The organism is Mucilaginibacter sp., from assembly GCF_025362475.1.
GTDB lineage: Bacteria > Bacteroidota > Bacteroidia > Sphingobacteriales > Sphingobacteriaceae > Mucilaginibacter.
In genome coordinates, this window is sequence record NZ_JANYGH010000058.1 from 59,441 (window position 1) to 75,188 (window position 15,748).

The following is a 15,748-nucleotide window of genomic DNA, read 5'->3' on the forward strand; positions in this document are numbered from 1 at the left end:
ATATGAAAGTACTTCATGTTATAAGCAGTATGGATCCTAAAACAGGAGGCGTTTGCGAAGCAGTAAGAATAATTGCCGGTGGTTTACAGGAATCGGGGATTGATAACGAAGTGGTTTGTTTGGACGAGGTTATTTTTAACAGTAATGGGCATTATATACAGCATGCATTAGGGCCAGCCAAAAACGCATGGTATTACAGCAAAAAATTACTCCCCTGGCTTATAGAAAACATTGCGCGTTTTGATGTAGTTATAGTTCACGGTCTTTGGCTCTATCACAGTTATGCGGTTACCAAAGCCTTTGGCAGGTTAAAAAAAACTGTGCCCGCGGTAAAACTACCAAGGTTGTTAACTATGCCACACGGGATGCTCGACCCCTATTTTCAACGTGCTAAAGGCCGTAAAATAAAAGCGTTACGAAATGTTATTTATTGGGGCTTAATTGAAAAAAACACTATCAATAAAGCCGATGAAATACTTTTTACCTGCGAAACTGAGCTTCATCTTGCACGTGAGCCTTTCTGGCCATATAAACCTAAAATGGAGACTGTTGTAGGGCTGGGGGTTGAAGCGCCCCCCGCTTACAACACCGCAATGACATTGGCTTATAACAGTAAATTTCCTAATATAAAAGACAGCCCTTATTTACTCTTCTTAGGTAGGATCAATGAAAAAAAGGGCGTTGATCTATTGATTAATTCCTATCAAAAAATGGTTGAGCATCAAATCGCTCTTACTGGCGAAGGCAAACCAAATACTATACCCAAACTTATCATTGCCGGCCCGGGACTGAATACTATATACGGAACACAATTACAGCAATTAGTATTGGCGTCGGCTTTACTAAATAAACTGGTGCATTTTCCAGGCATGTTAACAGGAGCGGCAAAATGGGGAGCATTTTATGGTTGTGAAGCCTTTATACTTCCAAGTCACCAGGAAAATTTTGGTATTGCCGTAGTTGAAGCGTTAACCTGTAATAAGCCTGTTTTAATATCCAACCAGGTAAACATCTGGCGCGAAATTGAAGAAACAGGTGGAGCTTTGGTTGCCGATAATACTCATGAGGGAACCTACAAATTGCTGCACGAGTGGAGTAAGCTATCTGCAACAGATAAGAAAAAAATGGGATATAACGCCCGCCGTTGTTATGAAAAGCATTTTGCGGTAAGCACGGTTATAAGCCGTTTTCAGGAGGTTTTTAAAACAAGCCTAAGCTACTAATCAAATAAAACAAAAATTTACTTATGCTTTCATACCACAGCACGGATAGTGAGGATGGATATCTACGTCCTGTATTTTCGTTCGGTAATAAATTAAAAAGGTTTGCCTGGAACATAACCTGGATTATATTATGCAGATGGACTCCCAACCCAATGCATAAATGGCGTGTTTTAGTAATAAGGGCATTCGGAGGTAAGCTGGGAGAAAAAAACTTTATCTATCCCTCCTGTAAAATATGGGCGCCCTGGCTGTTGGAAACCGAAGAAATAGTAACCATTGGCCCCGGTGTTGAGATCTATAATCCCGGAGGAGTTTATTTGGGTCATCACGCTATCCTATCGCAAAATTCATATTTATGCGGAGCAACTCATGATTATAATACGGCAGACTTTACCTATATCATGAAGAAAATAGTTATATCCCCCTATACATGGATCTGTTCAAAGGCAGTAGTGCTGCCTGGTGTATATTGTAAGGAGGGCAGTGTTTTAGGAGCCGCTTCCGTAACATCACGTGACCTGGAACCATGGACGGTTTATGGAGGTCACCCGGCAATACCACTTAAAAAGCGAACCAATTTTTTAGCCCCATTAAAAGAAGCATAGGTATGAACGCAAACAATCTTCTGCCAGATTATGATATCTGTATTTTAGGGAGCGGCCCCGCCGGTATAATTGTCGCGTTAGAGTACGCTCGCCTAAACCCACAAAAAAGTGTTCTATTAGTTGAATATGGCTCCCCACAACAATCTGGTGAAAACAATCTCGATAAATCAATACACGTTAAAAATCAGCAAAACCATCATATTCCATCCGAGTGCACAAACAAAGGCTTAGGAGGCACATCAGCCACCTGGGGCGGCAGGTGTGTTATGTATGATGACATTGATTTTATTGACCGGCCTATTTTAAACGGCAACTGCACCTGGGACGAAACCATATTTGAAGAAGTTAAGGTTCATGTACCTGTTGCCGCTAAATATTTTGAATGCGGCAAACCAGAGTTTACCTTTCCTGGCTCATCAAACCTAAATCATAAACCAATTGCCGATGGTTTTAAACAGGGTATAGTTACAGATGCTGTACTGGAACGTTACAGTATGCCAACCCGGTTTGGAAAACGTTATAGCGCCGATATTGAAGCGCAAAAAAACTTAACGGTTTTACAAGGCTTTGAAGCAAGGGACTTTGCCGAACCTGATGAAAACAATAACATCTCTTTTTTAATAATTAGGGAAGTTGAAACACAAAAACTAAAAAAGATAATTGCAGGCAGATTTATACTTGCAGCCGGAGCACAGGAAAGCACTCGTATACTATTACGTAACAGTCAATTATTTAAACAATTAGGAGCCCCGCCTTTTGCTTTGGGTAAATATTACCAGGGGCATATATCCGGAAAAATCGCTTCTGTACGCTTTTCGGGCGATCCTAAAAAAACCGATTATTCATTTTCAAGAGATACTGATGGTTCATATACCAGGCGTCGCTTTCAATTTGATACAGCGTTTCTAAAAGAAAACAATTTATTAAATACAGCTATCTGGCTTGATAACCCTTTATATTTTGACCCTAAACATAAAAGCGGGGCAATGTCATTCATGTACATGGCAATGATAACGCCGGTACTGGGCAAAAAATTAGCGCCTCCGGCTATCGCGCATTCCATCACCAAAGGCAAAGTAAACAAGGTACCTGCACATTTAGGTAATATAGTACGAGGATTGCCAAACTCACTTTTAAAACCGGCATCCATATTTTATAAAAGATATTGCCTTAAGCGAAAACTACCGGGGATATTTCTGTATAGTCCGCAAAACACATATGCACTTCATTTTCACGCAGAGCAGATCCCTTTTGCAGGCAACTATATGAAACTTGGATCAGATGGTGAAAGCTTAATTATAAACTACTCGCCTACAGATGCCGATGTTGACTCGGTAATAAAACTACACGAGGCACTTGATAAATGGTTAAAGGATTGCAATTGCGGCGAACTAAGTTATTGGTTTAGTAAAGAGGATTTACCTGGGGCCATTAAAAAAATGTCAAAAGATGGTCTTCACCAGTCCGGAACTACAAGAATTGCCGATTCGCCGGATATGGGTGTTGTTGACAAAAATTTAAAAGTATGGGGTACTAATAACATATATGTATGTAGCAGTTCTGTTTTTCCAACATCAGGCCAGGCTAATCCCACTTTTATTTTAGGGGCTTTTGCTGCACGACTGGCTCAGCACTTAACCAGTCTTCCTACAAATCTTAATATTCCTAAAAAAGAAAATTTTAAAATATCCTTTGATTCAATTTTATAAAAAATGGTATCAGTAATAATTCTAACAAAAAATGAGGAAACTGACCTTCCTATATGCTTAAAATCATTAACATGGACAGATGATATACATGTTCTTGATTCATTAAGCACAGACAAGACCTGTGAAATTGCAAAATCATACGGAGCAAAGTTGTCAGTTAACGCATTTGAGAGTTTTGGAAAACAGCGAAACTTTGCACTTGAAAATATTAAAATCAAATATGATTGGATACTTTTTTTAGATGCGGATGAAGTGGCCACCAGCGAATTTAAAAAAGCGGTCCTTACCGCTATCAACAACGCTGGTGATGATATTGCGGGCTTCTATTGCTGCTGGAAAATGATGCTTGAAGGGAAATGGCTTAAAAACTCAGATAACTTTCCTAAATGGCAATTAAGACTTATAAGAAAAGGCAGGGTAAACTATACCGATTTTGGTCATGGCCAAAAAGAAGATGAGGTAATTGGCAAAGTTGAATATTTAAAAGAGCCATATCTTCATTTTGGTTTTTCAAAAGGATGGTCGCATTGGATAGAACGTCACAATCGCTATTCAACACTGGAAGCTATTGCCCGTTTGGATAATCAGCCGCCATTTAAAAACATTTTCAGCAAGCATGGCAGTTCGCGTAACCCGGCACTTAAATCATGGCTCAGTAAAGTGCCCGGTTGGCCATTGCTAAGATTTATACAGGCTTATGTCTTCAACTTAGGTTTTATTGAAGGCTTACCCGGATTAATATATTGCGTAAACCTCTCTTTTTATGAACACATGATTACAATAAAAATGAGAGAGGTTTTATTGAAACGACAAGATAAGATAAAAGCTATCCCTCCAATTCAAAAAGAAGAAATTTCAATAAAGCTGGAACTTAAATAAGCCTCCTTTAAAGTAAAGCATAACCTATTTTTTTGCTGTTATCTATCCAAGTATTACACGTCATCCAGTTTTTTTAAAGCCATTTACACATCTAAGACTCGCCCCGGGATTTGTAAATAATCTACACCATTATACGCAACAGCTATAGAAAGAGTTACAAAAAATAAATTCAGTTTATAAACCTAATCCAATTAAAATTATGAAAGCGTACCAGGTTTTACCAATTACTTCTTTTTTAAAAGCAGGTGCAAATTATACACACCATGATAAATACATTGAATTTACTATTGATAAAATATCAGAGGCAATAAAAGCCAATGCATATTATTTTAATGAGCCTGAGTGGGCCGAAGAATATTTAACCTACTGCCACCGGAGCGATTCATTTAAAAGAAGATGGTTGGCCGCCATAGGGAGTTGGGATGATAAAATTGTTGTAGATATTGGTTGTGGACCGGGGAATATTTATGCAACATTAAAAGGTAAACCAAAGCTTTTAATCGGTATTGATGTTGCGCCAAAATCACTTGAATTAGCCAATGACCTGGGATACACCAGCGTTCTGGCTGATGCCACTTCCCTACCCTTTATATCCGGATTTGCTGATGTGGTTACCTTAAACGCCGCGCTGCACCATTGCGAAAACATGGGTGCTGTTTTGGCAGAGGCAGCACGTTTAGTAAAACCCGGTGGAATATTAATTACAGACCATGACCCGCAATTAAGTGCATGGGATTACCAGGGTATAGCTAAACTATTATGGAATAGCAGAAAATTAATATACAGGATCACCGGTCGAGGCTTTCATAAAACGCAGAGCCAGCAATTTTGGGGATTGGCCTGCGAAATTCATCACAAACCAGGGCATGGCGTTTCCAACGCTCTGTTTTCTGATACACTTGAACCGCTTGGTTTTCATGTAAGCGTTTTCCCGCATAACCATGAACTTGGTGAGGAAGTATTAGCTGGAAAAAAAGGTTTGCCTGAACTTAAATACCAATTAGGCAACTTACTTTCCGGAAGAAATCCATATGCCAATGCAAGCGCGCTCTCTTTGATGTGCCTCGCAAAAAAATCAGCGTGATTTCACCTGTTTTCCCAAACAAAATAAACAATATCATAATACCCAATAACACTTTTAAAATTATTAGACATGTTGGCCCCAGAAGAAAAAAGTGTGCTTATAATAGGAATTAATTTTTCACCAGAACTTACCGGCATAGGGAAATACACAGGTGAAATGGTTGATTGGCTTATTGAAAACAATTTTTATTGTACTACAGTGACCGCTTTTCCATATTATCCATACTGGAAAATACAAAAGCCCTATAAAAACCGATTTTATAAAAGAGAGACGTTAAAGAACGGTAAATTACATATTTACCGATGCCCCATGTACGTTCCCGAACAGCCAAGTGGCTTAAAACGACTTATTCAGGAATTTAGTTTCTTTCTATCGTCGTTGATAATGATTATTTACCTGTTATTTAAGCCAAAAAAAGATTATATTTTTTGCATTGCTCCCCCCTTTCATTTAGGTTTTCTGGCGCTGATATATCGTTTTTTTAAAGGAGGTGAAATAATTTATCATATCCAGGACTTACAGATAGAAGCAGCCCGCGATCTGGAAATACTTAAATCAAAGGCGGCATTCAAAGCTCTTTTTGCACTTGAAAAACAAATTATGCAAAGAGTAAATTTTGTAAGCACCATATCTGCCGGGATGTTAAAAAAAGTATCAAACAAAATAGATAAGGAAATACTATTTTTCCCTAATTGGGTTGATACAGCCACTTATTGTCCCTTATATGATAACGCCGAACTGAAAATACTGTGGGGCTTTAATCCAAAAGATAAGATAGTATTATACTCGGGCAGTATTGGTGAAAAACAGGGATTGGATGGTATACTTCAAGTTGCCAAACAACTTGAATCATCGGGCTTTATAAAGTTTGTAATTTGCGGTACCGGGCCTTATAAGGAAAAACTTATAGAAAGTGCCCGGGAAATGAAACTCCATAATGTACATTTTGTGCCTTTACAAGAACCCGATATGTTCAATAATTTTTTAAACATGGCTGATATACACCTGGTTCTTCAAAAAAAGAGCGCAAGCGATTTGGTTATGCCATCAAAATTAACAACCATATTAGCAGTAGGCGGGCTGGCTTTAGTTACAGCCGAACCGGGAACAAATTTATTTGAAATTATAAATGATAACAGGATGGGTGTAGTTATACCATCAGAAAATTTAAGATCACTTGAAAATGCAATTCTATCATGTTGTACACTTGATAACTCCCTTGTGAAATCAAATGGACGAATATATGCCGAGAACCATTTAAATAAAAATAGCATACTTAAAAAGATCCTCGGCATTTTAGAGGACCGACCAATAAAGGTCAATGAAAAAGATCGCCAATCGCTTGAGTACCTGGAATTAAAGTGATTTTATAAATTTTAGCTACGTGTTTTGTAAGCATATATAGAAATCAAAAAAAGCATCAGAAAAAAAATTAAAATATGTAATAAAAAGTATAACCATTGGCTGGATGGTACGTATACAGAAAAAAACAAAAAGTGGAACGGTATCCGTATTTTTCATTTAATGGTTCTTCTGTAATGACTTCACCCATCGATGGCAAAATCTATGTGACAGACATAGAGCGTGACCTTACTTTTTATGGTTCAGTAGTATCATTTACGGAAAGCAAGAATGTTATAACAGTATCCTTAACTGATGTTAAGATTTATGAATACTCTTCTTCAAACTACTTGTTTAGTGAGTCTGAAATTTCTTTTTCCAGACCAAAAAACCTCCTGCATATCGAGAAAGTCAGGTAATTCCCGGTTTAAACTACTCCATTATCACCATTATGGGGTTGAAAACTATAACTTAATTACGCCTTAATTTTAATACCACATTCGGTTGGTTGCATCTATTGTATTGGTATAACTTTATAAGTTACACCCTTACTCCCCGCTTAAATTTTATATTATTTAAAATCCCGGTACTAAACCAAATTTCATTTTGATAGGCAACCCGCTTCGTCAAAAACCTATAATTCATTAAATCTAAATCAAATCACTGTGAAAAAAAATTGCCCTAATTACAGGTACTACCGGCCAGGTATGATCAAAAAATGCTGGTCCATGATATAGTGCCATCTGATATTACCTTGTTCCAGAAGGAAAGAGTGTTAAAGGAATTAGGTTACGTAATTAAAAACCAATACCAATAGTTCAATAATTAAACCTAACTAACCTAAATTATGTGAATTTAATAATCATAGATGATGAACCGATTCAGCATTTTATCGTGAATAGAATGCTGAAACTATATATCTCTCTGGATCTTGATAAGATAAAACATAGTGATAATGGCTTTACGATCCTTGATTTTTTAGACAAAAATAAGGATAATGCCGATGAACTACCCGATATTATATTTCTTGACTTGCATATGCCGATCATGAATGGTTGGGATTTTTTAGAACATTTTGAAAAAGCACATAAAAAATTCAGCAAATCAATACTGGTATATGTCATCTCTTCATCAATTGACCCAAACGAAATATCACAATCCAGGAAATATACTTTTGTTAAAGATTATATAATTAAACCGATGACTACCATGGCCCTAAAAAAAATATTTGAAGGTTACCAACCAACTTCTGGCAAAAACAATATTTAGAATATGAAAATTGGCATTGAAAAAACATTACTTGATAAAATAAGCCAAATTACCCCGCTCAAAAAACAAATAAAATATTGGCAGGGCGAAGGTAAAAAAGTTGTCTTCACCAACGGTGTGTTTGATCTTCTACACATTGGCCACATCACTTACCTGGCTAAGTCTGCAGAATTAGGTCATAAATTGGTTATAGGGCTTAATGCAGATATATCAGTAAAACTTATTAAAGGAAATGACAGGCCAATAAATGATCAAAATAACCGTGCGGCTTTATTAGCCGCCCTATTTTTTGTGGATGCGGTGGTAATATTTGATGAAAGCACGCCTCTTAATTTAATCAGCACATTAATGCCCGATATATTGGTTAAAGGCGCTGATTATTCAATTGAAAATATAGTAGGCGCCGAAGTAGTAATTGCAAATGGCGGAGAGGTTAAAACAATTGATTTGGTAGAAGGATATTCATCAACCTCAATAATTGAAAAAATAAAAGAACAGACTTTATAAAAGATTAATGATAGATGCGCCCTAATAAGAACAAACCTGCTTAGCCAGGGTATCAATCTTTTTTAACAACAAATCCCAGATTACCCCTTTTTTTATAATTTCTTCCTTAAGCTATAAATGACTGAAGATACTTATGAGGAATTGAATACAGTCCCTTTAACCCTGCCGCGATTAATATGGCGTCGCAAGCTTAGCATACATAAAAACCTCAAATGCTGGTACTAACCAACATAATCTGTGAATACTAACAGCAAAGTTCAATAACGATAATTAATAGAACCTATTTCGTTTCAATTGTAATTGGCAGTTGCCCCCTCTACTTTTTTTAATATTAAAACTTAAACTAATTAAATAAAATGAAAACTTTGGCAAAATCTTTTAAAGCAGTTATCCTCGGTAACGCCGATACGATACAACTTAGAAATGTATTCTTCGTTGTAATTATACCAATTATGATTTTGATATTCATGTTTATACCGCATGGAAAAAATTAATCAAACATCGAAAGATAGCATCGAAGAGTTGTTCCGGGCTTAAAATTTATTGTTTTATTATGCCCCTTTTATTCCCGAAGCAATGGTATTTATGCTTTGGGCTTTAGTTTTATATCATTAATAATTTAGTCCCGGTTATTTATAATGATCGGGATTTTTTTGTAGTAACAGAGATCAGGAGCAAGGAGTTAAACAGGTTGTAGGCGATATGAAGAGTAAGTTTGGAGAGAAATATGCATAGACTTGGGGAGCTGGGCATCTCCCGAGTAACCGCAATGTATGCGCATATCTGAAAATTATTGAAAGTAGCTTTTTGAATGGTGATATGTGAAAAATGCGTTGATATATTATATATATTAGGTGTTTAGAATGCTCGATTTTAAATAAATACCTTTGCCTATAATATATCTAATATGTCGAGAATAGTAATTTACACTTTTGGTTCATTAGGGGATCTTAACCCCTACCTGTCCATTGGATTAGAATTAAAAGAACTCGGATTCGACGTAATAATTGCTACAAGCGATATTTATAAAGACACGGTTGAAAAAAACGGGTTATCTTTTCATTTAGTGAGGCCATTGTTTTCTAACTATATTAATAATGAAGAAATCGCAAAAAAAGCGATGGATTTAAAACGAGGCGGTGAATTTATAATCAAAGAAGTAATTTACGGGCATATTGAAGAAAGCTATGAAGATTTATTTTCCATAGCATCAACCGCAGATTTATTAATCACACATTCTATTTGCTATGCCGGGCCAATCGTGGCGGAAAAGTTAAAAATGCCGTGAATATCCTGTGCGCTATCGCCCAATATTTATTTATCATCATATGATCCACCCGTATTTCCGATTTCGCCCATTTTTCAATATTTACCTCAATTGGGCAGAGGAGCAAATAAATTGTTTATCAATATAACAAAGCAAGTAGTTAAATCCTGGGGCAAACCTGTTGATACCTTTAGAAAACAATTGAAACTTCCTAAAGGCCGAGATCCGGTTTTCGAACAATTGCACTCGCCTTATTTAACACTCTCCCTGTTTTCATCTGTTATTGCCAAAAAACAACCGGATTGGCCACAAAATAATATCATTACCGGCTTTTGTTTTTATGATAATTCTTCAGTTAATCCTGGCCTTGAGTCATTCCTTAACGAAGGTGAGCAGCCCATATTATTTACATTGGGAACGGCAGCAGTACAAACAGCAGAAGACTTTTACGAAATCTGCTTTGAAGCCCTAAAAAGTATAAATACCCGTGCAGTTATCTTAAAAGGGAATAATAATGTAAATATCCCTTCAGGTCTTGATTCAAACGTTTATGTTGGCGACTATATTCCATTTAATCAAGCGTTTGGCAAATGTTCTGTAATAGTCAATCAGGGTGGTATTGGAACAGTAGCTCAAGTTATGCGGGCAGGAAAACCAATGTTAGGAATACCCTTTAGCCATGATCAACCAGATAATGTATTCCGGATTAAAAGATTGGGCATGGGAGAAGTTATTTATAGGGAAAATCTAACCGTTAAAAATCTGCAACAACAACTCCTTCTACTCTTGAAAAACCCCAATTATACACTTACGGCAAAACAAATTGCCGGGGAAATAAATGGTGAAAATGGAACAGTAAAAGCATGCCATGAGATTTGCAGCTTTTTCCAAAAACTATAAATATCAAAGCCTCGCGAAACATCCGATCTGAGTAGTTATCGGCAATCCTGAAGTATGACCAGATGCGATTAAAACCAGAAACAAACTAAAGCTCTGATGAGTTAAGCATCCGGGCGCGAATCCAATCTATTGAAACTATTCAGATTAGTTTTCCATTATCTTTTTAGATAACATATCGGCAATTTTTTTATTTCCCTTATCAGACGGATGCAGACCATCGTAGGTATAATTAATCGCCTCAGGGGGATAAGGATATTCATCTGTCGACGGATTAAAAGTGATCCCTTTATAATCAGGATATTTGTAATTTTTATAATTTCCTGTCAAGGGATCTTTCAGCCTTTTAAATTCCACCACGTTACTTATTCTAATACCGCTTTTATTATAGAGGTCTACAACTTTAAAGTGCTCATAGCTGCCTATTTCCTTCATCGCCGCGGCAAATTGCGAAAGTTCCTGACCATTTTTGGGGTTATATGATCCGGTGGCGTTATTATGACTGTCGGCTATGTAAATAAAATCGCCTCGCTGCAATGGCGTAATGAGTATAACTTTGGCATCAGGATTTAACGACCTTATTTTATTGATGATGATACGATAAGCGCCGCATACGGTATTAAGTCCTGTATTATTTTTATAATCATCAAGATTACCTAATGGCAAGCCAGCCCACCAATCATTTGTGCCCAGTAAAACCGAATAAACATCTGTTTTTTTGAGCCCCAGGTTGTCAATTTCTTTAGCTATTCCAATGGCTGTCCAACCATTATGCCCCTGATTAATGTATTTGATATTTGGCAGTTGCTCTACTACCCCGGTCAAATACCCTTTGGTCACCCTGTTTCCAGTTTCGTCCAGGTGGTCATTGAGGTAAGTAATCGAATCACCAATGGCAGTCCATGTAGTTTCAACCGGTTTAAACGACGTAAAGCACAATAAAATGGATGCAAGTATTAGTTTTATTTTCATATTGGGTACTGTTATTTGATAGGGTGGTTATCGATCTACTTTTATTTACTAACTGTATAAATTAGCTGTAAAACCATTGTTCATGGGTCTCTAATTCAAAGCTATAAAGTTACTTTATATTTCTATGTTGAATCGTCACCGGCTCTGTAAATTCCGGTAACCGGATCCCAGAGTTCCGCTGCCCCGTTTGTCCGAAAACTAAGTCCGCCGGTGAATACTTACTTCCTTTCAATCATCCCCAAGAAATGAAAATAGAAATCACAGTAAGGGTTTGACACAATCCTGACCATAATCCTCTCTTAAACAGGTAAATTAGATTATGAAAAATAACACAACTTTCTGGTTCTTCACCGTCATGATCGCACTGATTGCGACAGTCGTGGTGTGCAAAATATAAGGATCACCGGCTTACCATACAACAACAAAGGGCAGACATTCAACATGCCCGCCCCTTGTAATCATTTTCATAATATTCTCAGCTCACGTCCTCTAAATAGGAAGCGTAACCCAAAAAGTACTACCTTTCCCAAGTTCACTTTCAGCCCATATTTTACCGTTGTGCCTGTCGACTATTTGGCTAGTTAAATATAGTCCTATGCCCAATCCTGATATACCAGGGTCATTACCTTCAATCCTGAAAAACCTGGAGAATATTTGCGAAAGTTTATCTGCGGCAATACCCAATCCGTAATCCTTTACACCAATTGTTACCTGATCTTTTGTATTGCTCAGAAATACTTCCACCTTATTTGCTTTTGGTGAGTATTTGATGGCATTGGTCAGCAGATTAATGAGTACCTGCTCAATCCGATGAGGATCTCCATTTATTTTTAAACCATGAACTTTACTTTCCAATATGATCTGGTAATTGATATTGGATTGTTGTATCAGCTCAATGGCATTCTCCACAACAGTTTTTATCTCAAATTTTTCTGTGGCCAGCTGCATTTTTCCTGCTTCAATTTTAGATACATCCAGCAGGTCATTTACCAGGGTTATAAGTTTCTTTACCTGGTGCATTGTCTTATCCACAAACCTCTTGCTGTTTTCATTGGTTTCTAAACGATGGAGAATTTGCAAATATGCGCTTATGCTTGTTAACGGCGTTTTTAATTCGTGGCTGGCTAAACCAATAAACTCATCTTTTTTATCATTCAAAACCTTAGCTTCCTCGTATAATTTGGCATTATCTATACCAATGGCAGCCTGCGCTGCGATAGACGATACAAGATTTTCATGTTCTTTTGTAAATTTCCCGGCCTCCGGATGTCCAAAAAACAAACCGCCTATAACAGCCCCTCCCCTGGAAATAACCGGCACCGCCAAATAACTAACAACGGGCAAATGCCCTTCAGGCATACCATGATAAGGGGTATTCTTCCCGTAACGGGGATCTTTGGTAATATCATCTGATCTTACAACACCATGCCCAGAGAAAGTTGGATTGAAAACGGCTGTATTGCGGGGCATGCTAAATTTTTCAAAAGCTTCCTTAGGCGCACCCGAAAGTGTGTATAACATCATTGATTCGCCTTTCGCATCAACGGTATTATAAAAGAACGCACCAAATTTCGCACCGGTTAACTCCGTTGTTGCGTCGGTTACTTTTTGTATGATCTTATTTAGGTCCAGTTCTTCCGAAATGGTTTCTATTATCGTATTAATGACCTCCAAACGTTTGGTATAGGTCCGCGTGGCCTCATGACCAGCCTGCTGTTCGCTGATGTCACGGGCAATTTTAGAAGCACCAATGATTTTTCCGGTGCTGTCTGTTATTGGAGATATTGATAGTGAAATGGGGACCTCATGGCCATCCTTTGCAATCCGGATGGTTTGGAAGTGATCAACTCTGTTTCCCTTGATAATTTCCCCGATAATAAATTCCTCTTCGCCCATGCGGACTGGCGGTATTATTAGGGATATATGTTTACCTAACACCTCAGCTTCTGTATAACCAAACATTTTTTCGGCCGCCCGGTTCCAGCTGGTGATGATCCCTCCCAATGTTTTACTCAAAATAGTATCATCAGAAGTATCAATAATTGAAGCCAGAATAGACTGTTTTTCTTCAGCTTTTTTTCTTTCCGTTATATCACGTGCAATTTTTGAGGCGCCAATAACCTTGCCGCGACTCCCTATTATCGGCGAGACCGTTATGGAGATTGGAATTTCATGGCCGTCCTTCGCTACACGAATAGTTTCAAAATGATCTAATTTATTTCCTTTGGTTATTTGTCCGATAATAAATTCTTCCTCTTTGATACGGGAAGGAGGAATGATCAGTGAAATATGCTTACCAACGGCTTCATTTGCCGTAAAACCAAACATTCTTTCCGCCGCCGGGTTCCAGCTGGTAATGATACCATCCAATGTTTTACTGATAATGGTATCATCAGAAGAGTTGACGATAGCGGCAAGCATAGCCTGTTTTTCTTCTCCTTCGGTTAATCGTGTTACATCAATCAGGGTATTTATAGCACCCGTTAAAATGCCCGCTTCATTAAAAACAGGGGCCGGGCATGGTTTTACTTTAACTCTTGTACCATCAGGCCGTTCTACTATGATCTCTTCGCCTTCAATGGCAACGCCCTCTTTAAGCGTCCGGGCCATCGGACACAAATGAAGCGGCATAGGCTTCCCGTTTAAATAATATATTTTCCAGGAACCACACCAAAGATCTTTACCAATTTCAGGCTTTCTGCCCCAAAGTTTTTCTGCGGCTATATTGTATGAGGTAATATAGCCCAAACTGTCGCAAGTATAAACAGCGACAGGCAATTCATTATATAAAATATTTGCCAAATAATTATTGGTATACTCCCCCTTGTTTCCTACCAAAGGGATGGGCAAAAATATCGGATGAGATTCTGACATGATAAACGCAACAAGCAATATTCCAATTTGTTGTATTGAGTAACTAAAAATTCAAAAAAACGGCCAATACATTTCCCCGGTAATTTAAAACTAAAATCCGGTAGTTTTATTCCGCAACTGCTTGTTCATTGATAAAACTTTCCGCAACTGGCGTTAATGCGACAACGTGGGTTTTCATTTTACAAGACCATATCTAAAAATCGATCTACCATTTTAACAAACTGTTAATCAGAAAGTTTTATTTAATGATGTTATTTTATTAAGCAAGGTATTGGGTGGATACCCAAAGTGCCTTTTAAACGCGTATGAAAAATGGGAAAGATTTTCAAAGCCTGCTTCAACATAAACATCAATGGGTTTGCGTTGCTTTTCTGCTATGTGGTAATGCGCCAGTTCCAGCCGCTTTTCTGTCAGCCATTTTTGTGGTGTTGTATTAAAAGCCTTTTTAAAATCCCTCCGGAAAGTTGCCAGGCTGCGGCCGGTAAGGTACCCGAATCTATCTAATGTCATGTTGAACATGTAATGGCGCTCCATAAAATCGGTGAGGTTTATTTTACCTGGTTCTTCGAAATTAGCGAGCAAACCGTCCACACTTTTATCAATTGTTCTTAATATGCTGATAGCTTCTTCAATTTTAATCGCGGCTATATCTGAAGGGAGGTTTTCGCCCAGGTCGAAATAAGGGATCAGCGATGCAAGGCAACTTTCCAACAATGGATGCTTTGAAAACCTATATACTTTTTTAAGCGGCTGTACCTTGCCAATCGCCTTATGCCTGGCGTAAAAGTCCGTTAACCTCTCTTTGGTAAGATGCATGGCAACAGCCTTGTGCGGGTGCCCATCTTTTGGATAATTGATAACAGTAGCCAATTGGTTACGGGGAATAAGAAAAACATCACCTGCATTGAAAATAAAGGTTGCATCAGCCTGTATAATCTTTGTTTCGCCCGAAATGAACCAAACCAGCATATGATGCTCAAACATCACCTCTGTTTTGAAGGCCTTGCCATTAAACTCCGAAAGCTTAATATCGGCAGTAATATATTTTGTTTCAAACTCCATTGATTCAACAGTAAATTTACAAAATAAAACGAGCCGAATAATGTATTCGGCTCGTTAAA

Annotated in this window: 13 protein-coding genes; 10 read left to right on the plus strand and 3 right to left on the minus strand. The window is 37.8% G+C overall.

All coding sequences use genetic code 11. The annotated features are described in order from the left end of the window. Nucleotides 1-2: 2 nt before the first annotated feature. The 10 genes from Q0R88_RS19040 (at nucleotide 3) to Q0R88_RS19085 (ending at nucleotide 10,784) form a co-directional block, all read left to right on the plus strand. Nucleotides 3-1,223 (plus strand): glycosyltransferase, encoded by a 1,221-nt coding sequence (locus tag Q0R88_RS19040; protein WP_295719201.1) that lies wholly within the window; start codon nucleotides 3-5, stop codon nucleotides 1,221-1,223. A 23-nt stretch (nucleotides 1,224-1,246) separates the two neighbouring features. Beyond that, entirely contained in the window at nucleotides 1,247-1,828 is a 582-nt protein-coding gene (locus tag Q0R88_RS19045; RefSeq protein ID WP_295719204.1) for a putative colanic acid biosynthesis acetyltransferase, read from the plus strand. A 2-nt stretch (nucleotides 1,829-1,830) separates the two neighbouring features. Continuing rightward, a complete protein-coding gene (locus Q0R88_RS19050) occupies nucleotides 1,831-3,537 on the plus strand; it encodes a GMC oxidoreductase (protein ID WP_295719205.1) in 1,707 nt (568 codons plus the stop codon). A 3-nt stretch (nucleotides 3,538-3,540) separates the two neighbouring features. Continuing rightward, the gene (locus tag Q0R88_RS19055; RefSeq protein ID WP_295719207.1) at nucleotides 3,541-4,416 is read left to right on the plus strand and encodes a glycosyltransferase family 2 protein; all 876 of its coding nucleotides are present in this window, start codon (nucleotides 3,541-3,543) and stop codon (nucleotides 4,414-4,416) included. Between the two features lie 199 nt (nucleotides 4,417-4,615). Continuing rightward, nucleotides 4,616-5,500: a class I SAM-dependent methyltransferase gene (locus Q0R88_RS19060; RefSeq protein WP_295719209.1), complete on the plus strand. Its 885-nt coding sequence runs from the start codon at nucleotides 4,616-4,618 to the stop codon at nucleotides 5,498-5,500. 69 nt (nucleotides 5,501-5,569) lie between these two features. Beyond that, nucleotides 5,570-6,865 carry a WcaI family glycosyltransferase gene (locus Q0R88_RS19065; RefSeq protein ID WP_295719210.1) on the plus strand — a complete coding sequence of 432 codons (1,296 nt, stop codon included), beginning with the start codon at nucleotides 5,570-5,572 and terminating at the stop codon, nucleotides 6,863-6,865. Between the two features lie 825 nt (nucleotides 6,866-7,690). Next, nucleotides 7,691-8,110, plus strand: a complete 420-nt coding sequence (locus Q0R88_RS19070) for a response regulator (RefSeq protein ID WP_295719213.1) — start codon at nucleotides 7,691-7,693, stop codon at nucleotides 8,108-8,110. A gap of 3 nt (nucleotides 8,111-8,113) precedes the next feature. Beyond that, on the plus strand, nucleotides 8,114-8,617 hold the full coding sequence (rfaE2, locus tag Q0R88_RS19075; protein WP_295719214.1) for a D-glycero-beta-D-manno-heptose 1-phosphate adenylyltransferase: 504 nt from the start codon (nucleotides 8,114-8,116) through the stop codon (nucleotides 8,615-8,617). A 907-nt stretch (nucleotides 8,618-9,524) separates the two neighbouring features. Next, nucleotides 9,525-9,905: a glycosyltransferase gene (locus Q0R88_RS19080; protein WP_295719216.1), complete on the plus strand. Its 381-nt coding sequence runs from the start codon at nucleotides 9,525-9,527 to the stop codon at nucleotides 9,903-9,905. A gap of 90 nt (nucleotides 9,906-9,995) precedes the next feature. Next, nucleotides 9,996-10,784, plus strand: coding sequence for a glycosyltransferase (locus Q0R88_RS19085; RefSeq protein ID WP_295719218.1), 789 nt, complete (start codon nucleotides 9,996-9,998; stop codon nucleotides 10,782-10,784). A gap of 144 nt (nucleotides 10,785-10,928) precedes the next feature. Here the strand turns inward: Q0R88_RS19085 and Q0R88_RS19090 are convergent, their stop codons facing one another. The 3 genes from Q0R88_RS19090 to Q0R88_RS19100 form a co-directional block, all read right to left on the minus strand. Continuing rightward, nucleotides 10,929-11,753, minus strand: a complete 825-nt coding sequence (locus tag Q0R88_RS19090; RefSeq protein ID WP_295719221.1) for an SGNH/GDSL hydrolase family protein — start codon at nucleotides 11,751-11,753, stop codon at nucleotides 10,929-10,931. A 489-nt stretch (nucleotides 11,754-12,242) separates the two neighbouring features. After that, nucleotides 12,243-14,627 carry a PAS domain S-box protein gene (locus tag Q0R88_RS19095; protein ID WP_295719223.1) on the minus strand — a complete coding sequence of 795 codons (2,385 nt, stop codon included), beginning with the start codon at nucleotides 14,625-14,627 and terminating at the stop codon, nucleotides 12,243-12,245. Between the two features lie 228 nt (nucleotides 14,628-14,855). Beyond that, the gene (locus Q0R88_RS19100) at nucleotides 14,856-15,689 is read right to left on the minus strand and encodes an AraC family transcriptional regulator (RefSeq protein ID WP_295719224.1); all 834 of its coding nucleotides are present in this window, start codon (nucleotides 15,687-15,689) and stop codon (nucleotides 14,856-14,858) included. Nucleotides 15,690-15,748 lie beyond the last annotated feature (59 nt).